We start from the raw sequence: 22,399 nt of genomic DNA, 5'->3' as shown, positions 1-22,399 counted from the left end.
ATGTTACTGGACAAAATAGGTGAAAATACTCCCTTTCCCGGTGTGGGAAAGGGAGTGCGTTAAAATCAGAAGTCGTAGGTCGCAGAGAGCTTGAATTCACGCGGGTCGCCCTGCGTCAGATAACCGCCCGTCGCGGATGCCCAGTATTTCTCATTGGTGACATTTTCCAGATTGGCACGCCATGTCAGTGTGTTTTGGCCGACCGGCATCACATAACGCAACCCGAGATCCAGACGCGTCCAGCCGTCCACTTTCAGGCTGTTTTCTTCATCGGCATATTGCGAACCGGAGCGGATCACTTTGCCGATCGCCGTCACACCGCTGCCGCCGGGAATATCCCATTCGCCGCCAAGCACCCACTGATAACGCGGAATACCCACCGCATCTTTGCCGTTGTAAGCGCCGTCCTGTGTTTGGGTCATTTCCGGGTTCATCCAGGTCACACTGCCGTTCAGACGCACACCCAGCACAGGTTCGCCAAACACGTTCAGCTCTACGCCACGGTTACGGACTTCACCGTAGGTGCCGTATTCATAAGTGTCGCCGGTGGCGCGGTACATGCCGACAGGTTTCTTAATCTGATAAAGAGACAAGGTACCCGCGATGCGGCCAAAGTCGGTTTTTACGCCGACTTCATCCTGTTTGGAGGTTTCAATACCGGAAGCCTGACCGCCGTTGGTGACGACTTTGCCGTTGTATGTGGTGCCTGATACTTCACCGGCCTGCAAGGCTTCGATGTGATTCGCGTAGAAGGAAACGTGTTCCCACGGTTTCACGACAAGGCCAAAGGCTGGCGTGACTTTCATCTGCTCGAAGGCGTCTGTTTCGGTGCCGGTGTAGCTGTAATCCTTCACAATAACGTTCTGGCGGCGCAGACCGGCAATCAGTTGCAGACGGTCGTCGAGCATCGATAAGGTATCGGAAACCGACACGCCGACGTTCTGGACACGGTTACGCAGCGCCGGATCGCCCATGCTGCCGCCCGCATACAAAGTAGCCGGAGAGCTGGCGTCAACCGGATCATAAATATTGGTATTAATCGACGATGCCGACATGGTGTACGCAGTTTTGTATTTGCGGTACACGCTCGACACGCCCAGATTCACGCTGTGGCTGATAAAGCCGGTATCGAATTTGCCGCGAACGCCCGCCTGCGTGGCAACGCTGTCGGAGACGTAAGGCACGGTGAGGCGGCCCATGGTGGCGTTGCCGTTGTCATCTTTCAGCGTCGGAGAGCTGTAGTTACCGTATTCACGGTCATGGTTCATACCGACCGCGCCGTAAACGGTCCAGTCGTCTGCCACGTCGTATTCGGCTTTCAGCATCCCGAATTCATTTTCCAGATTACTGGAAGCAAAATCCTGCCCGTAGTTTTTGGTCGCTGAAGGCGCATCCGGTACTTTAGTCGCATTGCCCAGATAGACAACCGGACGGCCGCCGTGAACAGTCTGTTTGGTCACGCCAAAATCAAAGGAAGAGCGGAAACGATCGCCGCGATAATCGAGGCCAATTGAGCCCATGGTCAGGCGCCGGTGTTCGTCATTAACCGCCGTTTCGCCTTCACGGTTCACGGCGTTGACGCGCACACCCCACTGGTTGTTATCACCAAAACGACGCCCCACATCCACCGCGCCGCCCACCTGAGAAGATGAGGTGTAATCGACCGTCACGCGGTTGATTGGTGTATCCGTCGCGCGTTTGGGTTCGATGTTGACGTTACCGCCCACGCCCGTGCCGCCCGGCGGTACGCCGTTAAGAAAGGCGCTGGAGCCTTTAAGCAGTTCCACGCGCTCGGCCAGTTCCATCGGCACCAGCTGTCGCGGCAATACGCCGTACAGGCCGCCGTAGGAAATGTCTTCGCCGTCTAACGCAAACCCACGAATGTTGAAGGTTTCCGCGTAGTTTCCGTAGCCGTAACCGGTCTGAACGCTGGCGTCGTTATTAAGCACATCACCGAGCGTGCGGCTTTGCTGATCCTGAATCAGTTTGTTGGTGAAACTGATGACGTTGAACGGCACATTCATGGCGTCCTGCTGGCCCAGAACGCCGAGACGCCCGCCGTTGGCGACGTCGCCGTCAAGATAGGCCGGAACCGGTGTCTCGCCGCCCGCTTTAAAATCGGACTGTGCGGCAGTGACGGTAATGGTGTCGCCGGTTTTAGACGACGCCGTATTAACAGCGTCAACCGCAGGTGTGGTTGTCGTGGCCGCATGAGCAGACAGCGTAACCGCCGCCAGTGCGGCAGAGATCACCACTGGCAGCAACTTACGGGCGAAAACAGGCGTGTGAAAAATTTCACGTTGAGCGCGCATTGAGGATTCCCTGAAAAGTTCAAACGATAATGATAATAATTATTAAAACCATTCGGATTATGCTCAGGCGTTTTGCAAATGCAACCGACTTTTCGTTAAAAAATCATAGTAAACAGGATGTTAATGGGAGTTTTCAGTATCACAGAGAAATCATAACGGCAGGAAACTAAGGCTAATCGCTTGAATTCAGAAAGATAAAAATAACGGCGGAGAAAGGAAACGCTGCGCAGGGAGCCCGCGCAGCGAAAAACGTATTTTAGAAAAAATCAGCTCAGGCCGGGAACATCAAAGCCGGGTGAAACCGACAGCAACATTCTCACCTGTTTTACCAGCTCGCTCATGCAGTCATCGCGCATGCCGTAATTATTCAGCTCTTTTTCCAGCGCAAACAAATATTGCGCGTTGGTGCCCAGCGGTCCGCTGGCCTGCGCAATCAGTGGCGCAATAATTTGATAATCGGTGTCGGCTTCATACTGCGGATGCGACGGATCCATGATAAACACCAGCGCGGTGACTTTGCGTCCGTCGTCGAGCTCAAGCTCACACCACGTCGGGCGGTAGCAGCCGGTCACCATTTCGCGTTTCCACAGCAGCTCAAGTTCTTCATGCAGTTTGTCTTCCGGCAGACGGAACGCCAGACCGGTAGTTTTTCCGCCGTCACGCAGCGCCAGCATACGGCCAGGCTGGGCATGGGTTCCGCGCCCGGAAGTCAGACGTAAACAGAATGCACGGTGATAACCATGCAGGGTGGCAGGACGCGCCTCTTCGGAATCAAAGACCGGGTTCCACATCAGTGAACCGTAGCCAAAAATCCACACCGGGCTGTTGTCGGGGCGACGCGCCAGAGCACAACCTAATGAGGCGGCGCGTTGTTCAGGGGTCAGTAGCATCGATTCGTCGATATTACCGAATGCTGTTTTACAATCTGCGTTACGCAGGAAATCTCGAGTTAACATTCATTCCCCCTTCTGTACCACTTACTTTTGAACATGCCATGCTGTTAACGCTGTGTTCTCCGCTGTCGTGGGTGCGAGTGATATCTGTTATCGGACAAGGCCAGCATTAGCTGAGGCCGCCGCGTAAATTGTTAGGAAGTTTAGTATTCCCGTGCTTGTTGAAACCTTATTCGTTTCTGTCGTTGCAATCAAGGTTGCGAGGGATCACAAAACGAAAATAAAGTGATTATTTTGTGAACATTGTAAGAATGTTGACTTTTTGAGATGTCATTTATCGTGATCAACATTTTTTTATGCGGATCATGTCGTACAGGTTCAGGCTCTTCACGCTGATTGCGTGCGCATCTTCGGACAATAATCCGCCTGACTGCTACTCTCTGGAGATCCTGCCGGATAAAACGGCATTTTTCAGTTCTTCAGGGTAAAAAATGCAAAAATACTCGTCACAATCCTGTGGGTATGGCGATGATTTACATAAACTGACGCATTCGCGTCATTAAAAACATAAAAACACATAACTAGCTGTAATTTATAAATTTAAAATATTAACAATCAAAGTTAAGTAAAGAAAAAACCACAGTTAATGCAAATTATTTACCTGCAAACACTGATTAAGTGATTTTTTCATGACTAACATCAATTATTTTCTGTTAACAGATTAATTTATCTACTATACTTAATGAGTTACATCTTTATGCTGCTATGCATTTTACTGACAACCGGGGACAGGCGGTTGTTACTTCGTGAGCGTTTATGCCCGTCATTCTTCACGCTGCTTAGGCGTTGACTGCAGCCGTTCACCCCGGTCACTTACCAGAGTAAACTCCCGGGGATTTACGGGCTTTGCCGCCTTTAAGCAACGCGAATTATTTTGGGTATATAAGGAGAATCATCATCATGGTGTCGTCACAGGAACATCCAAAAATCAAAACCCGCCATCAGGAATACTCCCTGATTTTCCCTATTGCCGCCCTGATCGTTCTCGTCCTCTGGGGCAACAGCAGTAACTTCGCCTCCGTCGTTGGCATCAATTTAATTGCACTGGTCGGTATTCTTGCCAGCGCATTCAGCGTTGTGCGTCACGCCGACGTCCTGGCTCACCGTTTAGGTGAACCCTACGGCTCGCTCATCCTCAGCCTTTCAGTGGTCATCCTCGAAGTCAGTCTGATTTCGGCCCTGATGGCAACCGGTGACGCCGCGCCCGCGCTGATGCGTGACACATTATTCTCTATCATCATGATCGTGACCGCCGGACTGGTGGGCGTCGCTCTGCTGCTGGGTGGCCGTAAATTTGCCACGCAATATGTCAATCTGGGCGGCATCAAACAGTATCTGATGGCCATTTTCCCGCTGGCGGTGATCGTGCTGGTTCTGCCCGCCGCCTTACCGGGCGGGAATTTCAGCACGCCGCAGGCGCTGTTTGTCGCAGTAATTTCCGCCGCCATGTACGGTGTGTTCCTGCTGATTCAGACCAAAACGCACCAGAGCCTGTTTATCTATGAACACGAAGATGAAGGCGAAGAAGACGGCCACGGAAAGCCGTCCTCGAAAAGCAATCTGACGCACACATTGTGGCTGTTGGTGCATCTGGTGCTGGTCATTGCCGTGACAAAATTCAACGCCAATCCTCTGGAAAGCCTATTGACTGAGCTGAACGCGCCTGCGCAGTTCACCGGTTTCCTGGTGGCACTGCTGATTCTGTCCCCTGAAGGGCTGGGTGCGTTAAAAGCAGTGCTGAAAAATCAGGTACAGCGTGCAATGAATCTGTTTTTCGGTTCGGTACTGGCGACCATTTCCCTGACCGTTCCGGCGGTGACTGTTATCGCCACCCTGACCGGCCAGAACTTAATTTTCGGGCTGGATCCGGCGAATATAGTGGTTATGCTGTCGGTGCTGATTTTGTGTCAGATATCCTTCTCAACCGGCCGTACCAATGTTCTGAACGGCACGGCGCATCTGGCATTATTCTGCGCTTATATGATGATTATTATGTTGTAACATCTGCTCCCTCCCCTGCGAAGAGGAGGATGGGTGTGCGGTATTAATGGCAAAAAAGCACATTTTTTTTACAAAGCTTCTTTCCACTTGCAAAACCCCTTCCCAACCTCCCCCTTCGCAGGGGGAGGAGCATAATAAGTAAGGCCACTCACAGGAGCGGCCTTTATCATTTTGTGATGCATTGTGATGAAAATAGGGTTAATTACGAATAGGCATTCAGCGTTCTCTGGCACAATTCAGAGCGGACGCAGTCCTGTTTATCAAACTTAATGATGCCGACCATCTCGTCTTCCTGGAAGCGCGATAGTGCATCGCTGAGCCCCGATACAACTCCACGTGGTAAATCACACTGGGTAATATCACCGTTAACTATAACCGTCACGTTTTCACCGAGACGCGTCAGGAACATTTTCATCTGACTGGCCGTGACATTCTGAGCTTCATCCAGAATAACCACCGCATTTTCGAAAGTACGCCCGCGCATATAAGCGAATGGCGCAATTTCAACTTTCCCTATTTCCGGCCGCAAACAATATTGCAGGAATGAAGAACCCAGACGACGTAACAAAATGTCGTAGACCGGACGGAAATAAGGTGCAAACTTCTCTGAAATATCGCCAGGCAGGAAACCGAGATCTTCATCGGCCTGCAATACCGGACGGGTAACAATAATCCTGTCGATTTCTTTGTGAATTAATGCCTCTGCCGCTTTCGCAGCGCTGATGAATGTTTTGCCGCAACCGGCTTCACCCGTGGCAAAAATCAACTGCTTATTCTCTATGGCTGATAAGTAATGACCCTGAGCTTCGGTACGGGCTTCGATAGCAGAAGAATCGCGGGTATCGCGAGCCATTCCAATCGATTCCAAACCGCCCATCTGCACTAATGATGTCACAGATTCTTCCTCGCGCTGGCGGTGACTGCGTGAATCGCTACGAATAACGCGTTTTGCTTCACGGCGAGCTTTGATCACTGCTTTCTGTCTTCCCATAGTGGCACCTTACAGTTTGATTCACTTAACGCTAAGGCATTATGCCCGCACGGTTATGTTTCACTAACAAATGAGGTTTTGGTCTCCTTTTAGACCAAGTACAGCCATTGAATATCGTGAAGAGGAAAATAGACCAAGCCGATTAAGAGATAATCTGTTGGCTGCTTTCTGTTCACAAGGAGGCATTGTCATATCAGCCGAAAAGAAAACTCTCAATGAAAATACTGCTTTCGTTAAAAGTAGAATCCCCGGTAATGACAAACCGCTGACCCGCACAGTGAAATTGCCAGAATAAAAGCCAATGCGTTTCGAAATTGTTTTAAAAGGGATGAAAGAGTCAGTTAAAGAACAGGGTTGGTGGTGCGTGGATGATAACTTCTCTAAAATGCGGTAGGAATATGCTGAAAAAATTTGGGTTAATATTGGAGAGTCGGAGATCTTGCCCTCGTTTGCTTTTACGCGACAACAACGAGTCAGTGGGTGAAGCATGTTATTTTCAATCAACAGCCCAAACATGGACTTTACCATTCGCGCTCCCCGTTGTGTTATTAACGGCAGTTGCCGGACACCTCGTGAAAACTTATCCCGTACATCTTAAAAATTACCGCGATATAATTTCAGTATAATGACAGCTGAAACATTTGCGTTACCAAAATGTAAAAAAAATTGTGGTCACCGTCAATAGGATCAGGAGGATCTTTTTTCAGATCCTCACCCTGGTTATTTTTTATCCGTGATTTTATTGCATAAAGTAAAGCAGGCGACCGACCCGCTGACGGCAAAAAGGATCGGAATTAAGAAGTCATGATCTACCCGAGTAAACTCCATAATCAGCACAATGGCGGTTATTGGCATTTTCATTGAGGACGCCAGAAATGCCGCCGCGCCAATAATGGCAAATGCGCCGAGCGATGTTCCCGGCCAGTAAATATTCCATAGCGCCCCCAGAACACAGGCCAGCAATGTGCCGTTGGATAATCCCGGCGTCAGCAACCCGCCCTGCGCCCCGGCGCGTAATGTGCTCCAGGTAATCACCAGTTTCCCCATCAGCACGGTTGCCGCCAGCGCTACAGTAATCTGATTATCAAAACTTAATTGCGCCGGGCCTTTGCCGTTGCCCAGTAATTGCGGCAGCCAGCCCGCCAGAATGCCGATAAAGGCAAAATTGAGCAGATTACAGATAATCAAACGCGCATCGCGCGGAGCCTGTGCTTTCGCCCGATTGGTCATCCGCGTAAACCCGTAAGCCGCAACGCCAAATACCGGCCCCATGACCGCTGACCAGACCAGCAAGGCGGGCGTGGTGCTCAGCTGCATCAGGTGATATTGCGATTCATTGCCCAGCCCGATCCACGCTACCAGCGCTGCAATAGAGGATGTCGCTATTGCAGGCAGCAACAGCGGCCAGCGGAATGCACCGAGCAATACTTCCAGCACAAACACCGCGCCGCCGAGCGGGACATTATATACCGCCGCCAGTCCCGCCCCAGCGCCGCAGGCAATCATGATTTGCGTTTCGCGCGCCGTCAGCCTGAAGCGCAGCGACAACCAGTTTGCGCTGACCGCGCCGATTTCGCGCGGCGCAACCTCACGTCCAAGCGGCGAACCGAGCGCGACGGTGATGATTTGCAGCAACGCATGGATCGTCGTGCTGACAAACGGCATACGCGGATTTTCTGATTTCACCGCCGCAGCAATGCTCACCAGCGGTTTTCCCCAGCGGTACAATGCCCACCAGCCGGTGCCGGCAACCGCACCACAGATAATAAGCACAATCAGCCGCCGGCTGCGCGTCGCCTCGCTGACGCCCTGCAAAAAGCTCTCGCTGCTGATGATGAAATCCGGGCTGTAGCCGAAGGCCAGATGCTGGATGTAGTGCAGGATCAGCGCCAGCATCATGCCACCAAGACCGGCTAATACGCCGGTACACAATGTTGCTGCCGTCAGCCGCCACAGCGGGCTGGAAATTTCGGAATTATTCAACGCAGGCACTCCGCATTTTTATCTGATGTTTGGGTTCTCTAAACAGCTTACAAAACATCAGTTAAACCGCACGTCAGCTCAGCAAGTTATTTTTCTTTTCGTTGAGGAAATAACTGTTAATGCCGTCTGCCAGCGCCCTCGCCATCTTCTCCTGGAAAATCGGCTCGCCCAGCAGTTTTTCTTCCTGCTTGTTGGTGATGAAAGACGTTTCCACCAGCACCGACGGAATGCGCGGAGATTTCAGCACGGCAAAACCGGCCTGTTCCGGATGCGGGCTGTGCATGTGATGCACCTTGATAATGTTCGACGCCAGATGACGGCCAAAATCCATACTGCGGTGGATGGTTTCATGCTGATCGAGATCGAAAAGCGTTTCTTTCAGGTATTCATCATCCGTTTTAAAATCATTGTCATACAAAACGTCCACACTGTTTTCGCTCTGCGAAAGGTAGCGCGACATCGCGTTGCCCGCGCCGTGTTCCGACAACGCAAAAACCGACGCGCCGGATACCTTATCGTTGGTAAATCCGTCGGCGTGAATAGAAATAAACAGGTCGGCTTCGTGCTGATGCGCCAGACTGACGCGGTGATACAACGGAATAAAGACGTCATCCTGCCGGGTCAGTACCGCATGAATGCCGTGCTGCTGATCCAGCAACGTTTGCAGGCGTTTGGCGATGTGCAAAACCACGTGTTTTTCGTATGTACCTTTATTGCCAATCGCACCGGGATCTTTTCCGCCGTGGCCGGGATCAATCATCACCAGCAGGGTTTTTTCTGCCAGTGGCGCTTTGGTGGCTAAAGGCAACGCCTGCACCGCCGTTTGTGCTGCGGTCCCTTCTTCCGTCACAGTCACTTTCATCACGCCATTTTCTGTTGTGCGTGTGATCACCGGTTTGCCCTTCACTGTCAGCACTATGCGCGCCACGTCGGGGCTGAAATGGGCAATGCGCCCTTCTGCAATCCACGGGAATTTCTGGCGAACCACCGTTAGTGCATGTTCCAGTTCCGGCGGAAACGACGCCATCGGCATGTCGATCACCACCCGTTCCGGCGCGCCGAGCATAAATACGCGGCTGCGCTTATCGGCGGCAGGCAATGATACGGTAATCTGGCGCGCGTCTGACGTCAGTGAAACGCGGACGGACTTACTGGCGGCAAACAGACGCGGTGAAGTCAGTGACAGGCAGATGCCGAAAATCAGCAGTTTTCTGCGGGAATGGTTGATGGTCATAACAGTCTCAGGGCAGGCATCGTGATAAGCCGTTAACGATTTATCATCATGACATTACTGACGTTTTCAGGAGTGCGCGGGAGTATTAACAGGGCGTGAATTCGGTAACGAACGGTAAAAAAGGTGACAGGCAATGTTCCTCCTCCGTGCGTGACGGAGGAGGAAAACAACTCAGGCTTCGATCAGGGTTTGCCCCAGATAGTGATTTTCGTCTTTGATGCCCGGCAGTGTGAAGAAGAAACCGCCGCCGACCGGCCGGATATACTCTTCCAGCGGCTCGCCGTTCAGGCGTTTTTGTACTGCCAGAAAACCTTTCTCGAGGTCATGCTGATAACAGACAAACAGCAGCCCCATTTCCAGTTGCCCGGAATTGGTGACGCCCAGCGAATAACTGTAGCCGCGACGCAGCATCAGGTTATCGTCGGTTTCTTTGGTGCGCGGATTGGCCAGACGAATGTGCGCATCCAGCGGGATCACCTTCCCTTCCGGATCTTTGCTGTAATCCGGCACATCATGCTCTTTTTCCATGCCCAGCGGCGCACCGGTTGCTTTGTGACGGCCAAAAATCGTCTGCTGTTCCTGAAGTGGCGTGCGGTCCCAGAACTCAACGTGGAACGGGATCAGACGCGCCGCCTGATAACTGCCGCCGGTCGTCCAGCCCGGTTCGCCCTGATCGGCAGTTACCCAGATGGCTTTGTCCATCAGCGGTTTATCTTTGGCATCCGGGTTCGCCGTGCCGTCCTTAAAGCCCAGCAGGTTAATCGGCGTTTCTTTGCCCTGGCTGCGCGCGGCGTGGGAAGAAATAAACCCGTCACGACGCCAGCGCACGCTAAGTAAATCCGGCGTGTACTTGATGATGTCGCGCAGCGCGTGAACCACGGTGTCGCTGTTATTGGCGCAAATCTGCAACAGCAAATCGCCGTGGCAGAGTTTGGCATCAAGGGAATCATTCGGGAAACGCGCCATACGCTGCAATTTATGCGGTTTGTGAGCGGCCAGCCCGAAGCGTTCATCAAACAGCGAATCGCCCACGGAAAGCGTCATGGTCAGGTTATCCGGGTAGATTTCCACGCCCATTACGCCCGAATCCATCGGCGGGAATTTTGGATCTACTGAAGGCGCCGTGCCGCCGGTGGTCAGAAATACAAAGCGGGTATCGAGCAGACGGAAAAGACGCTCGAGATCGGCTTTAGTGGTCGCGAGAACATCAAACGCCACCAGCATCATCGACGCCTGCTGCGGCGTTAAAATCCCCGCCTGATGTTCGCCGTAATAAGGCTGCTTGCCCCAGCGTTCATCGGGAGAAACGGTTCCTGGTGTGTACTCTTTTTTGGCACCCGGCGTTTTTTCTGCCTGCGCCCCGGCCGCGCCGCCAAGGGCAAATGCCCCGCCTAACAATCCCACGCCTTTCAGTAAACGGCGGCGTGAAGAAGAAGTCACGTCCAGTTGTACGGACTTATTATCGTTTTTATTGCTCATTGCTATGCCTTAAAGGTCAACACTCCTGCGAAAAGGTGGGGTCTTGCTCCTCCCCCTGCTAAGGGGGAGGTTGGGAGGGGGTATTGCAGGCGACTACAGTGTATCCATTAATACCCCACCCCAGCCCTCCCCTTCGCAGGGGAGGGAGCAAAGATTAATCTAAACCTAAAACGCCACGCAGCTTGGCCAGATCTTCTGCCAGCGTCGTGATCGGCCCTTTCATCGCATTACGGTCAGCGTCGGAGAGTTTCTCGTAGTTCTCGTAACCGTCTTTGGTTTTGTATTTATCCAGCAGGGTATCTACGGTTTTAAAGTTCGCGTCGATTTTATCCAGCAACGGTTTGTCGGCTTTTTCCAGCAGCGGACGCAGCAGGTTCACGATTTTCTGCGCGCCATCGAGGTTTGCACGGAAATCCCACAGGTCGGTGCGGCTGTAACGGTCTTCTTCACCGCTGATTTTGCTCGATGCGACTTCCTCGATAAGACCTGCCGCGCCGCCTACCACTTTGCTTGGCGGGAAGGTCAGCTCAGAAATACGTTTTTGCAGATCGACGGTGTCGGCATACAACTTGTCAGCAAACGGCTCAGTGCCTTTGGTGGTTTTGTCGGCGAACAGGATTTTCTCCAGACGGTGGAAACCGGTGAAGTTCGGGTCTTCGGCTTTCTTCTCGAAGTCATCTTCACGGGCATCGATGCTGCCGTCGAGATCAGAGAACAGCTCGGCGATCGGTTCGATACGTTCGTAGTAAACGCGGGTAGAGGCGTACAGCGCCTGCGCTTTCGCCAGATCGCCCTTCTTAATCGCATCCGTGAACGCTTTGGTGTGGGAAACCAGTTCAGCAACCTGCTGTGTTACATACACTTTGTATTCCGCAATCGGGCCAACCAGCGCCATGGCGTCAGGTTTTGCGGAGGTCGCCGCGCCTTCCGCCGTCACGGTCAGTTTGCCTTTCGGATTGCTCAGCAAGCCGCAGGTCATGTCGTATTCGCCGGGTTCCAGATTGGCGGTCATTTTCTGCGTGAAGCCCGGTGCCACGTTTTCACGTTCTTCCACCACCATCACGCCTTTCAGAATTTCCCATTCCAGGTTTTTCTGGCTGTTGTTATGGATAACAAACTGCGTTTTACCGGCGGGCACGGTCAGCGCCATCGGTTCACATTGCTTGTCGTTAACAGCAATTTTGACCTGACGGACATCAGCCGCCAGCACGTTAGCGCTCAGCGCAAAAGCGGGCAGTGACAGCAGCGCGACCTGTAAAGCTTTACGGCGAAACAGCGGGGATGAATATGACATGTACCACTCCGTGACAAACTGTGTGAAAAGAGAATGTATGAACAACAATATTGTTAAAAATCAGCGTTGTGTTTTTTGCCCGGCCGGAGCCGTGACGGCTGATTTTCCCTGCGGCATAAAGAACAGGAACAGCGCCGGGATCAGGTACAGGAAATACACTGCGACTTCACTGACGGTCGGCGCTTCCTGATAACCCAACATCCCTTCGAGCAACGTACCGAACAGAGAATGCGTGGACAAAATGGCGCTCAGATCGAAGGCGATATCCTGCATTCCGTTCCACAAACCGGCTTCGTGGAAAGCACGTATAGCACCCGCAGCCAGACCAGCCGCAACGAACAGAATAAACAGGCTGGTCCACTTGAAGAATTTGGCCAGATGCAGCTTCACGCCGCCGTAGTAAATCAGGAAACCCAGCACGATGGCTGCGCCCAGACCGAGTAACGCGCCGATGGGCGCTTCAATGCCGACATCCTGCTGAAACGCCGCCAGCAGGAAAAAGACCGATTCAAGCCCTTCACGCGCAACGGCGAAAAATACCATCGCCACCAGCGCCCAGCCCTGCCCGCGACCGGAGTTGAGCGCGTTATCAATCGCGCCTTCCAGATGCACTTTGATGGAACGCGACACCTTGCGCATCCAGAACACCATGTAGGTCAGAATGCACACCGCCACGACGGCCACGATACCTTCAAACAACTCCTGCTGCTTTTGCGGAAACTCGCCTGTGGTGGCGTTGATGAACAGCCCCAACGCCAGACACAGTGCCGCAGCAATGAACACACCAATCCAGACCACACCGAGCCACTGCCCGCGTTGCGTCCGTTTGAGGTAACTGGCGATCAGGCTGACAATCAGCGCCGCTTCGAGACCTTCGCGAAACATAATGAGAAACGGAACGAACATAGCGGAAACTCCCGAACCCTGAATTCTGAAAACTGACAGATACGTAAGGACTCTGTAAAGAAAGGTAAAAAGAAACGATATTGATTATCATTCTTGGAAAAAGAAATACAAGAGGTGACGGGCTCTTTTTTGAAACCTGTCGGGGAAATGCGCACGAAAAAACAGAAAACCGGGATCAGGGCGATCCCGGTTTGTAAGGATAATGCGGGGAAAATCAGAGGGTGTTGTATTCCGCTTCGGCAGCGTTGAAGCGTTCTTCTACTGCCACGGAAGGTTTACGCCCCATCAGGCTGATCACCCAGATGGCAATTGAAGCAAAGATAAAACCGGGAATAATTTCGTACAGTTCCGCCCAGCCGTAGCTTTTCCACAGAATCACCGTCGCGGCGCCGATGACCATGCCGGCCAGCGCGCCATTGCGGGTCATGCGTTTCCACATCACGGAAATCAGGATCACCGGCCCGAATGCCGCACCAAAACCTGCCCAGGCGTAGCTGACTAAACCGAGCACGCGGTTTTCAGGGTTGGCAGCCAGCGCAATCGCTACCAGCGCGACAACCAACACCATCGCACGACCAATCCACACCAGCTCACGCTGGCTTGCGCCTTTGCGCAGGAACGCTTTGTACAAATCTTCGGTAATGGCGCTCGAACATACCAGCAACTGGCAGCTCAGGGTGCTCATCACCGCCGCCAGAATCGCCGACAGCAAAATCCCGGCAATCCACGGGTTGAACAGGATTTTCGCCAGCTCGATGAACACGCGCTCGCCGTTTTGCGTCACGTTGCCCGCCATTGCCGGATTATTGCTGAAATACGCAATCCCGAAGAAGCCCACGGCAATCGTGCCTGCCAGACACAGAATCATCCACGTCATGCTGATACGGCGTGCGCTGCGGATAGTGTGATGCGAATCGGCAGCCATGAAACGCGCCAGAATATGCGGCTGGCCAAAATAACCCAGGCCCCAGCCCAGCAACGACAGGATCGCCACCAGATTCATATTCTTGAACATGTCGGTGTATTCCGGGTTTTTCGCCTGAATCACCATCATTGAGCTGTCAATGCCGCCGACCGCGAGAATGACGATCACCGGCGTCAGGATCAGCGCGAAAATCATCAGGCTGGCCTGCACGGTGTCAGTCCAGCTGACCGCCAGAAAACCGCCGATAAAGGTATAAATAATGGTCGCCGCGGCACCCGCCCACAGCGCGGTCTGATAAGACATCCCGAAGGTGCTTTCAAACAGACGCGCACCGGCGACAATCCCGGATGCGCAGTAAATAGTGAAGAACACCAGAATCACAATCGCCGAGATAATGCGCAGCAGTTTGCTGGAATCTTCAAAGCGGTGCGTGAAGTAATCCGGCAGCGTCAGCGCATTATTGTTGGCCTCGGTGTGAACGCGTAAGCGCCCCGCCACCAGCTTCCAGTTCAGATACGCGCCAATCGTGAGGCCGATGGCAATCCAGCTTTCGGAAATACCGGAAAGAAAAATCGCGCCCGGTAAACCCATTAATAACCAGCCGCTCATGTCTGACGCGCCGGCTGAAAGTGCCGTCACCACGCTGCCTAAACTGCGGCCACCCAGAATATAATCATCAAAGTTTTTGGTTCGTAAATACGCGATGAGCCCTATCAAAATCATCCCGAAAATATAAACACAAAACGTCACCAGCATCGGTGTGTTCATTGTCATGTTCTTCTCCACTTTCTTATTTTTTGCGATACGTGTTTGCAATGCAGGCCGGCATCTGTCTGTCCTGACACGCCTTTTTCAAAAGACGGCCAACATCATGCCGGGGCGAGATGATGGCTGAAACCCGCGAAGGATGCAGCATTACTCTCCATTTTTTTTCTTTTTCAGGGTACTTAATGTGGTTTTTATTCAAATTAACTGTCGGTCGCGATACTGGTTGAGTGATTGCCATATTTCAAATGTTTTAACATTTTGGATACTTAAAATTTACGATCCATCACATTTATCATGAGCGCGGGTTGCACGTTACATTTTCAAAAGTTGCACCTTAAACGCTGAGGTTATTAAGGCGGTTAGCGCTGAAAAGCTGCTTCCTCCACGTTGACTTCCTGTTAAAAATGCCAAATAAATCACATCAGGCACACTTCATGCATTAACAGGGTTGCACAAGGTTGCAACATAGAAGATATTGCTTGCCATAAAGATAATGAATTCACCTGAACCTTTTCATAGGGAGTGGTTACGCATGGGTATGACGACGATGGGCGTGAAGCTGGATGAAGGCACACGCGACAGGCTAAAAATTGCGGCACAGCAGATTGACCGCACGCCGCACTGGCTGATCAAACAGGCGATTTTTTCCTATCTGGAACGTCTGGAAAATGGCGATTCGCTCCCGGAGATCCCGGCGCTGAATGGCGCAGCGGCTGGCGACGCAGAAGATCCCGCCGGTCAACCGGTTCAGGAAATGCATCAGCCGTTCCTTGATTTCGCCGAGCAGATTTTGCCACAGTCGGTCAGTCGCTCAGCCATTACCGCCGCCTATCGCCGCCCGGAGCCGGAAGCCGTGTCCATGCTGCTCGAACAGGCCCGTCTGCCTGCCCCGCTCAACGACGCTGCTCTGAAACTGGCCGCCGACATCGCCACCAAACTGCGTAACCAGAAAAGTGCAAACGGCCGCGCCGGTATGGTGCAAAGCCTGTTGCAGGAATTCTCCCTGTCCTCACAGGAAGGCGTGGCGCTGATGTGCCTGGCCGAAGCGTTGCTGCGTATTCCCGATAAGCCAACGCGCGATGCGTTAATCCGCGACAAAATCAGCAACGGCAACTGGCATTCACATCTTGGCCGCAGCCCGTCACTTTTCGTTAACGCCGCGACCTGGGGTTTGCTGTTTACCGGCAAACTGGTGGCGACACACAATGAAGCCAGCCTGTCGAAATCCCTGAACCGGATTATCGGCAAAAGCGGCGAACCGCTGATCCGCAAAGGCGTGGACATGGCGATGCGCCTGATGGGCGAACAGTTCGTGACCGGCGAAACCATCGCAGAAGCGCTGGCTAACGCACGCAAACATGAAGAAAAAGGTTTCCGTTACTCCTACGACATGCTGGGTGAAGCGGCGCTGACCGAAAAAGACGCGCAGGCGTATTTGCAGTCTTATCAGCAGGCGATTAACGCGATTGGTAAAGCTTCAAACGGCCGTGGCATTTATGAAGGGCCGGGGATTTCCATCAAACTTTCCGCCCTGCATCCGCGCTACAGCCGTGCGCAGTACGAACGCGTCATGGACGAACTTTATCCGCGCCTGCTTTCCCTGACACTGCTGGCGCGCAGTTATGACATCGGCATCAACATTGACGCCGAAGAAGCCGACCGTCTGGAAATCTCACTCGATCTGCTGGAAAAACTCTGCTTTGAGCCGGAACTGGCGGGCTGGAACGGCATCGGCTTCGTTATTCAGGCTTACCAGAAACGCTGCCCAATGGTCATCGACTATCTGACTAATCTGGCGCAGCGCAGCCGTCGCCGCCTGATGATCCGCCTGGTGAAAGGCGCTTACTGGGACAGCGAGATTAAACGCGCCCAGATGGACGGGCTGGAAGATTATCCGGTTTACACCCGCAAGGTTTACACCGACGTTTCCTATCTGGCCTGCGCCCGCAAACTGCTGGCGGTGCCCAACCTGATTTATCCGCAGTTCGCGACGCACAACGCGCACACCGTGGCGGCAATTTATCAGCTGGCCGGTAACAACTATTATCCCGGCCAGTACGAATTCCAGTGCCTGCACGGGATGGGCGAACCGCTGTACGAACAGGTTGTCGGCAAAATCAGCGAGGGCAAACTGAACCGCCCCTGCCGCATTTATGCCCCGGTCGGCACGCATGAAACGCTGCTGGCGTATCTGGTTCGTCGCCTGCTGGAAAACGGTGCGAACACTTCCTTCGTTAACCGTATCGCTGACGCCACCTTGCCGATTGACGAACTGGTTGCCGATCCGGTTCTGGCCGTCGAAGCGCTGGCCGCCAGCGAAGGTCAGATAGGATTGCCGCATCCACGTATCGCGTTGCCGCGCAATTTGTACGGCGACAAACGCGTGAACTCTGCCGGACTGGATATGTCGAGTGAACACCGTCTGGCGTCGCTTTCCAGCGCACTGCTGCAAAGCGCCAGCCATCCGGTGAAAGCCCAGCCGATGATTGATGCGCAGACAGATGAAGGCGAATTCCTGCCAGTCTTTAACCCGGCTGAAAATGGCGATATCGTCGGTTACGTACGTGAAGCCACGCAGGACGAAATCAGCCGTGCGCTGGATGCGTCCACCGCAGCAGGTGCCATCTGGTTTGCGACGCCTCCCGAAGAGCGCGCCGCAATCTTGCAACGCGCCGCAGAATTGATGGAAGCGCAGTTGCAAAGCTTGCTTGGCGTGCTGGTACGTGAGGCCGGAAAGACCTTTAATAACGCCATCGCCGAAGTGCGTGAAGCAGTGGATTTCCTGCACTATTACGCAGGCCAGATCCGCGAAGATTTTGCCAATGACTCGCACCGTCCGCTCGGGCCGGTTGTGTGTATCAGCCCATGGAATTTCCCGCTGGCGATTTTCACCGGCCAGATTGCCGCCGCACTCGCCGCAGGCAACAGCGTGCTGGCAAAACCGGCTGAGCAGACACCGCTGATTGCCGGGCTGGCCGTGGGCATTTTGCATGAAGCTGGTGTTCCGGCTGGCGTGCTGCAACTGTTGCCCGGCCAGGGGGAAACCGTAGGCTCGCAGCTGGTGAACGACGAACGTGTTCGCGGCGTGCTGTTTACCGGTTCTACCGACGTGGCGGGAATTCTGCAACGTAATATCGCCGGTCGTCTGGATCCGCAGGGGCGTCCGACACCGCTTATCGCCGAAACCGGCGGCCTGAACGCGATGATTGTGGATTCCTCCGCGCTCACCGAACAGGTGGTGACGGATGTCGTGGCGTCAGCCTTCGACAGCGCCGGTCAGCGTTGTTCAGCCCTGCGCGTTCTGTGTATTCAGGACGACGTCGCCGACCATACGCTGCAAATGCTGCGCGGCGCGATGGCTGAATGCCGCATGGGCAACCCTGAGCGTTTGTGTACCGATATCGGGCCGGTGATAGACGCCGAAGCCAAAGCTGGTATCGAGAAACACATCGATGCCATGCGCGCCAAAGGCCGCACGGTGTATCAGGCCACGCAGGAATTTACCGCCGATCAGCAGGAATGGACGCGCGGAACCTTCATTAAACCAACGCTGATCGAGCTGGAAAGCTTCGATGAAATGAAGAAAGAAATCTTCGGCCCGGTACTGCACGTGGTGCGCTATGCCCGTCAGGATCTGGATAAGCTGATCGGTCAGATTAATGCCGCCGGTTACGGCCTGACGCTGGGCATTCACACCCGCATAGACGAAACCATCCACCGCGTGACGCAACAGGCGCACGTCGGCAACATGTACGTGAACCGCAACATGGTCGGCGCAGTGGTCGGTGTTCAACCGTTTGGCGGTGAAGGCTTATCCGGAACTGGCCCGAAAGCCGGTGGCCCGCTATACCTGTACCGTCTGCTGAGCAGCCGCCCGCAGGACGCCGTGCAACAAACGTTATTGCGTCAGGATCGCCAACTGCCGCTGGACACCTCTGTACGTGAGGCGCTGCTGGCCCCGCACCGCGCCCTGCAACAATGGGCGACGGAGCAGAAACATCGCGAAGAACTGATTGCCGTCTGCGAGCGTTTCGCACAAACCAGTCAGGGAGGCACATTACGCACCCTGCCGGGGCCAACCGGTGAACGTAACTCTTACGCATTGTTACCGCGTGAGCGTGTTCTGGCGTTGTCAGACAATCATGACGATGCCCTGACCCAGCTCGCCGCCGTCACCGCGACCGGCTGCCGCATTCTCTGGCCGGAAGCGCCGTTACAGCGTGAACTGTTTAACCAGTTGCCGAAAGTGGTACAGGAACGTGTCGATTTCGCTAAAGACTGGCAGAACGATGCGCCGGCATTTGACGCGGTGATTTACCACGGCGACGCCGATCAGCTCCGTGAGCTTTGCCAGCTTATCGCCAAGCGTCCGGGCGCGATCATTTCAGTACAAGGGTTTGCGCGCGGCGAAGATAACATCCTGCTTGAGCGTCTGTTGCATGAGCGTTCGCTGAGTGTGAATACCGCAGCGGCTGGCGGGAATGCGAGTCTGATGACTATCGGGTGATGGATTGCAGAGGCCGCTGCAATTGGGCGGCTTTTCAGTTGCAGTGAGGCACTAGGACTATGACCGAGAATGTTTCGGTTTGAAACGCTGTCGGCGGACCGAGAAAGTTTCGGTTTTTCAATTGCAGTGATTGCTCAGCGGCTCGTGCCGAAACCGACCAATGGCTATGTAATTCGAAAGATACATGCGCTGGGTTTTGAATTTTAAAACCCTCCAGCCGCTTTCAGAAAGCTTGCCGAGCGAAGTGTTTCGAGACCTATGGCTCGAAACCGAGTAAGAGAACCGCGCAGCGGCAAGTTTTCGCGGCAATAGTTGTGGCACCTGAAACATGGCCAGCGAGCGGCAGCGTGTGTTGAGAAAAAGCGTGGGAGATCAAAGAGGGAGGCGCTTTCCTCCCTCTTTGTCGGTTTCGGCACAGCGCGCTAAGTGAAGACAGTTATTGAGAAACCGAAATTTACTCGGTCAGCTGTCAGCCCTCACTGCAAGTGAGAAACCGAAACATTCTCGATCCAGTGACTGAAAGCCGCAATGTGCAGCGGCTTCTGCACAAGACTGAATCTAGTGCGCCAGAAACTTCTCCAGAAACTGCTTAGTCCTCGCCTGCTGCGGGTTCGAGAACAATTCCTTCGCCGGTCCCTGCTCCACAATTTTCCCCTGATCCATAAAAATGGCTCTGTCCGCAACATCACGCGCAAAGCTCATCTCGTGGGTCACGATGACCATGGTCCGGTGCTCGAGTGCCAGCGCGCGGATAGTGTTGAGCACTTCGCCCACCAGTTCCGGGTCGAGGGCGGAGGTGGGTTCGTCGAACAGGATCACTTCAGGGCTCATCGCCAGCGCGCGGGCAATCGCTACGCGTTGTTGCTGACCGCCGGAAAGACGACGCGGATAGGCGTTTTCCTTGCCGGTTAATCCGACTTTATCCAGCAGCTGACGCGCCGTGGCGATGGCTTTCGCCTTCGGTTCGCCCTTCACAATCACCGGACCTTCAATAATGTTTTCGAGCACAGAACGGTGCGGGAACAGGTTGAAGTTCTGGAACACAAAGCCCACCTGCTGACGCAATTCGCGGACTTTGTTTTTTTGTTTGCTGATCGGCTTGTTGCCGTCAATTTCGATATTGCCGACTTTGATCGTGCCGCCGTCCGGCTCTTCCAGCAGGTTAATGCTGCGCAGAAGCGTCGTTTTTCCCGAACCGCTCGGCCCGATAATCGCCACGACTTCACCGGCATTGACCTGTAAATCGATACCGTGCAAAACCGTCTGGCCGTGGAATTTCTTCGTCAGTTGCTTAACGTCAATGGTACTCATGAAGGCTCCTGATCCTGGCGGTTAACGCGGTCTTCCAGACGGTTTTGCAGGAAGGATAAAACGGTCGCCAGCACCCAGTAAATAATGGATGCAGCCAGATACATGGTGAACACTTCCAGCGTGCGCGAGGTGACCAGTTGCGCCTGACGGAACAGTTCCGGCACCTGAATGGTCGCCGCCAGCGAGGTGTCTTTCACTAATCCGATAAAGCTGTTGCCCAGCGGTGGCAATGCAGTACGTGCCGCCTGCGGTAAAATCACGCGGCGCATCGTCTGCCAGGGGCTCATGCCGATACTTGCCGCCGCTTCCCACTGCCCTTTTTCAATTGACGAAATCGCCGCTCGCAGGGTTTCAGAAGTATAAGCCGCGGTGTTGAGTGAGAGGCCAATCATAGCTGCCGGAATAGGATCCAGCTCGATACCAAACTGTGGCAAACCGTAGTAAATCATAAACAGCTGTGCAATCAGTGGTGTACCGCGAAATACGGACACGTAAAAACGTGACAGCCACGACAGCGGCCAGAAATGCGAAAGGCGCATCAGCGCCAGCATAAAGCCCAAAATTAACCCGAAGACCATACCGCCCAGACTCAGCTGGAGGGTAAACAGGGTTCCTTTCAATAAAAATGGTGCTGAATCCAGCACCAGTTGAATACTTTCTTGCATCTAAGACCTTTAGATTTGTAGGATCTTCATGAAGCTGCCGATGCTCTGAATAAATGAACTTGCATCAAGGCAGCCAGTACGTGAGTCCCGATGAGCTGACATGAAGTCAGTGGTTCGGGCGAACAAACGCATCTAACGCCGAGGCAAGTTCAGTTATGACAAGCATTATTTGGTGACGTCAGCCCCGAACCATTTGTCGGAAATTTTGGCTAAAGAACCATCTTTTTGCATTTCTGCAATCGCTTTGTTGATGGCTGCCAGCAATTCAGGGTTATCTTTGCGGATCGCCACACCGGATTCCAGACGGGAGAACGGCGCACCAGCAACGGCCAGCGTGTCTTTAGTTTTCTTCACCAGATCCAGCGCGGCCAGACGGTCAACCAGAATCGCATCGGTACGGCCTACGCGAAGATCCTGATATTTAGTCGGGTCATCATCATAGGTACGAACGTCTACGCCCTGGACATTGGCGCGTAACCACTGTTCGTAGTTGCTGCCCAGACCTACGCCCACTTTCTTACCTTTCAGGTCTTCAGGCTTAGTGATTGAGCCTTCGTTACCTTTTTTGGTCAGCGCCTGAATGCCGGATACGGTATACGGCGTGGAGAAGTCGTATTTTTTCTCACGTTCAGGGGAAATGGTTACCTGGTTAATGACCACGTCAATACGCTTGGATTCCAGAGCCGCCAGCATGCCGTCCCATTTGGTCGGTTGCAGTTTGGCTTTTACGCCCATATGCTGCGCCAGCGCGTCGGCGAATTCCACTTCAAAACCGGTCAGTTTGCCATCTTCACCCTGGAAACTGAACGGAGGGTAAGTCCCTTCCAGACCGACGACCAGCGTGCCGCGGTCTTTCACTTTTTTCAGTAAACCTTCATCGGCAAAGCTGTTGGTGACCATACCGGCGGTCAGACTGACGGCCACCGCACCCAGAAGTAAACGACGACGCAATGTGGAAAAAACCATATACACCTCTGTTATAATCAATGTTTGAAAGTTATATATCCTGCGGATTTGCGCACAGTAGCATCCGACGCAAGAGTTATCAGGAATATAATTTCATAATCTTA

The 22,399-nt window shown here is 53.4% G+C and carries 15 protein-coding genes and 1 pseudogene; 2 read left to right on the top strand and 14 right to left on the bottom strand.

The genetic code is table 11. The features are described 5' to 3' along the window. Positions 1-65 precede the first annotated feature (65 nt). Together ACLBVC_RS10545 and ACLBVC_RS10540 are read right to left on the bottom strand one after the other, a co-directional pair. Positions 66-2,312 carry a TonB-dependent receptor gene (locus ACLBVC_RS10545; protein ID WP_410149546.1) on the bottom strand — a complete coding sequence of 749 codons (2,247 nt, stop codon included), beginning with the start codon at positions 2,310-2,312 and terminating at the stop codon, positions 66-68. A gap of 266 nt (positions 2,313-2,578) precedes the next feature. Beyond that, positions 2,579-3,268, bottom strand: a complete 690-nt coding sequence (locus ACLBVC_RS10540) for a gamma-glutamylcyclotransferase (protein WP_410149545.1) — start codon at positions 3,266-3,268, stop codon at positions 2,579-2,581. Between the two features lie 897 nt (positions 3,269-4,165). Between ACLBVC_RS10540 and chaA the strand changes: the two genes are divergently transcribed. Further along, entirely contained in the window at positions 4,166-5,266 is a 1,101-nt protein-coding gene (gene chaA, locus ACLBVC_RS10535) for a sodium-potassium/proton antiporter ChaA (RefSeq protein ID WP_152327002.1), read from the top strand. 202 nt (positions 5,267-5,468) lie between these two features. Here the strand turns inward: chaA and phoH are convergent, their stop codons facing one another. The 9 genes and pseudogenes from phoH to putP form a co-directional block, all read right to left on the bottom strand. Next, positions 5,469-6,257, bottom strand: coding sequence for a phosphate starvation-inducible protein PhoH (gene phoH / locus ACLBVC_RS10530; RefSeq protein WP_410149544.1), 789 nt, complete (start codon positions 6,255-6,257; stop codon positions 5,469-5,471). A 63-nt stretch (positions 6,258-6,320) separates the two neighbouring features. Further along, positions 6,321-6,785, bottom strand: a complete 465-nt coding sequence (locus ACLBVC_RS10525; RefSeq protein ID WP_410149543.1) for a hypothetical protein — start codon at positions 6,783-6,785, stop codon at positions 6,321-6,323. A gap of 192 nt (positions 6,786-6,977) precedes the next feature. Beyond that, on the bottom strand, positions 6,978-8,240 hold the full coding sequence (locus ACLBVC_RS10520; protein WP_410149542.1) for a chloride channel protein: 1,263 nt from the start codon (positions 8,238-8,240) through the stop codon (positions 6,978-6,980). A gap of 73 nt (positions 8,241-8,313) precedes the next feature. Further along, entirely contained in the window at positions 8,314-9,102 is a 789-nt protein-coding gene (locus tag ACLBVC_RS10515) for an N-acetylmuramoyl-L-alanine amidase (RefSeq protein WP_410149696.1), read from the bottom strand. Between the two features lie 39 nt (positions 9,103-9,141). Next, positions 9,142-9,474 (bottom strand): annotated as a pseudogene (locus tag ACLBVC_RS10510) (AMIN domain-containing protein); the annotation flags it as partial. Between the two features lie 171 nt (positions 9,475-9,645). Beyond that, positions 9,646-10,953, bottom strand: a complete 1,308-nt coding sequence (gene efeB / locus ACLBVC_RS10505) for an iron uptake transporter deferrochelatase/peroxidase subunit (RefSeq protein ID WP_410149541.1) — start codon at positions 10,951-10,953, stop codon at positions 9,646-9,648. Positions 10,954-11,107: 154 nt separating this feature from the next. Then, positions 11,108-12,247 carry an iron uptake system protein EfeO gene (efeO, locus tag ACLBVC_RS10500; protein ID WP_410149540.1) on the bottom strand — a complete coding sequence of 380 codons (1,140 nt, stop codon included), beginning with the start codon at positions 12,245-12,247 and terminating at the stop codon, positions 11,108-11,110. Between the two features lie 60 nt (positions 12,248-12,307). Further along, on the bottom strand, positions 12,308-13,153 hold the full coding sequence (gene efeU, locus ACLBVC_RS10495; protein WP_410149539.1) for an iron uptake transporter permease EfeU: 846 nt from the start codon (positions 13,151-13,153) through the stop codon (positions 12,308-12,310). Between the two features lie 214 nt (positions 13,154-13,367). After that, the gene (gene putP / locus ACLBVC_RS10490; protein ID WP_410149538.1) at positions 13,368-14,852 is read right to left on the bottom strand and encodes a sodium/proline symporter PutP; all 1,485 of its coding nucleotides are present in this window, start codon (positions 14,850-14,852) and stop codon (positions 13,368-13,370) included. A gap of 526 nt (positions 14,853-15,378) precedes the next feature. On the opposite strand from putP, the gene putA reads away from it, so the two are divergent. Then, positions 15,379-19,353, top strand: coding sequence for a trifunctional transcriptional regulator/proline dehydrogenase/L-glutamate gamma-semialdehyde dehydrogenase (gene putA / locus ACLBVC_RS10485; RefSeq protein ID WP_410149537.1), 3,975 nt, complete (start codon positions 15,379-15,381; stop codon positions 19,351-19,353). A 558-nt stretch (positions 19,354-19,911) separates the two neighbouring features. Here the strand turns inward: putA and tcyN are convergent. The 3 genes from tcyN to tcyJ form a co-directional block, all read right to left on the bottom strand. Next, entirely contained in the window at positions 19,912-20,664 is a 753-nt protein-coding gene (gene tcyN / locus ACLBVC_RS10480) for an L-cystine ABC transporter ATP-binding protein TcyN (RefSeq protein WP_410149536.1), read from the bottom strand. Then, entirely contained in the window at positions 20,661-21,329 is a 669-nt protein-coding gene (tcyL, locus tag ACLBVC_RS10475) for a cystine ABC transporter permease (RefSeq protein ID WP_410149535.1), read from the bottom strand. Before tcyL ends, tcyN begins: the two co-directional genes overlap by 4 nt. A gap of 165 nt (positions 21,330-21,494) precedes the next feature. After that, positions 21,495-22,295 (bottom strand): cystine ABC transporter substrate-binding protein, encoded by an 801-nt coding sequence (gene tcyJ, locus ACLBVC_RS10470; protein ID WP_410149534.1) that lies wholly within the window; start codon positions 22,293-22,295, stop codon positions 21,495-21,497. Between the last annotated feature and the right edge of the window lie 104 nt (positions 22,296-22,399).

The organism is Rahnella selenatireducens, from assembly GCF_046449555.1.
Taxonomy (GTDB): Bacteria; Pseudomonadota; Gammaproteobacteria; order Enterobacterales; family Enterobacteriaceae; genus Rahnella; species Rahnella selenatireducens.
The sequence above is the reverse complement of the archived record's forward strand: the minus strand, read 5'-3'. Positions and strand labels throughout refer to the sequence as shown.

Coding starts and splice junctions, on each gene's coding strand:
- ACLBVC_RS10545 (WP_410149546.1), bottom strand. CDS start 2,312: ATGCGCGCTCAACGTGAAATTTTTCACACGCCTGTTTTCGCCCGTAAG.
- ACLBVC_RS10540 (WP_410149545.1), bottom strand. CDS start 3,268: ATGTTAACTCGAGATTTCCTGCGTAACGCAGATTGTAAAACAGCATTC.
- chaA (WP_152327002.1), top strand. CDS start 4,166: ATGGTGTCGTCACAGGAACATCCAAAAATCAAAACCCGCCATCAGGAA.
- phoH (WP_410149544.1), bottom strand. CDS start 6,257: ATGGGAAGACAGAAAGCAGTGATCAAAGCTCGCCGTGAAGCAAAACGC.
- ACLBVC_RS10525 (WP_410149543.1), bottom strand. CDS start 6,785: ATGGTAAAGTCCATGTTTGGGCTGTTGATTGAAAATAACATGCTTCAC.
- ACLBVC_RS10515 (WP_410149696.1), bottom strand. CDS start 9,102: ATGAAAGTGACTGTGACGGAAGAAGGGACCGCAGCACAAACGGCGGTG.
- efeB (WP_410149541.1), bottom strand. CDS start 10,953: ATGAGCAATAAAAACGATAATAAGTCCGTACAACTGGACGTGACTTCT.
- efeO (WP_410149540.1), bottom strand. CDS start 12,247: ATGTCATATTCATCCCCGCTGTTTCGCCGTAAAGCTTTACAGGTCGCG.
- efeU (WP_410149539.1), bottom strand. CDS start 13,153: ATGTTCGTTCCGTTTCTCATTATGTTTCGCGAAGGTCTCGAAGCGGCG.
- putP (WP_410149538.1), bottom strand. CDS start 14,852: ATGACAATGAACACACCGATGCTGGTGACGTTTTGTGTTTATATTTTC.
- putA (WP_410149537.1), top strand. CDS start 15,379: ATGGGTATGACGACGATGGGCGTGAAGCTGGATGAAGGCACACGCGAC.
- tcyN (WP_410149536.1), bottom strand. CDS start 20,664: ATGAGTACCATTGACGTTAAGCAACTGACGAAGAAATTCCACGGCCAG.
- tcyL (WP_410149535.1), bottom strand. CDS start 21,329: ATGCAAGAAAGTATTCAACTGGTGCTGGATTCAGCACCATTTTTATTG.
- tcyJ (WP_410149534.1), bottom strand. CDS start 22,295: ATGGTTTTTTCCACATTGCGTCGTCGTTTACTTCTGGGTGCGGTGGCC.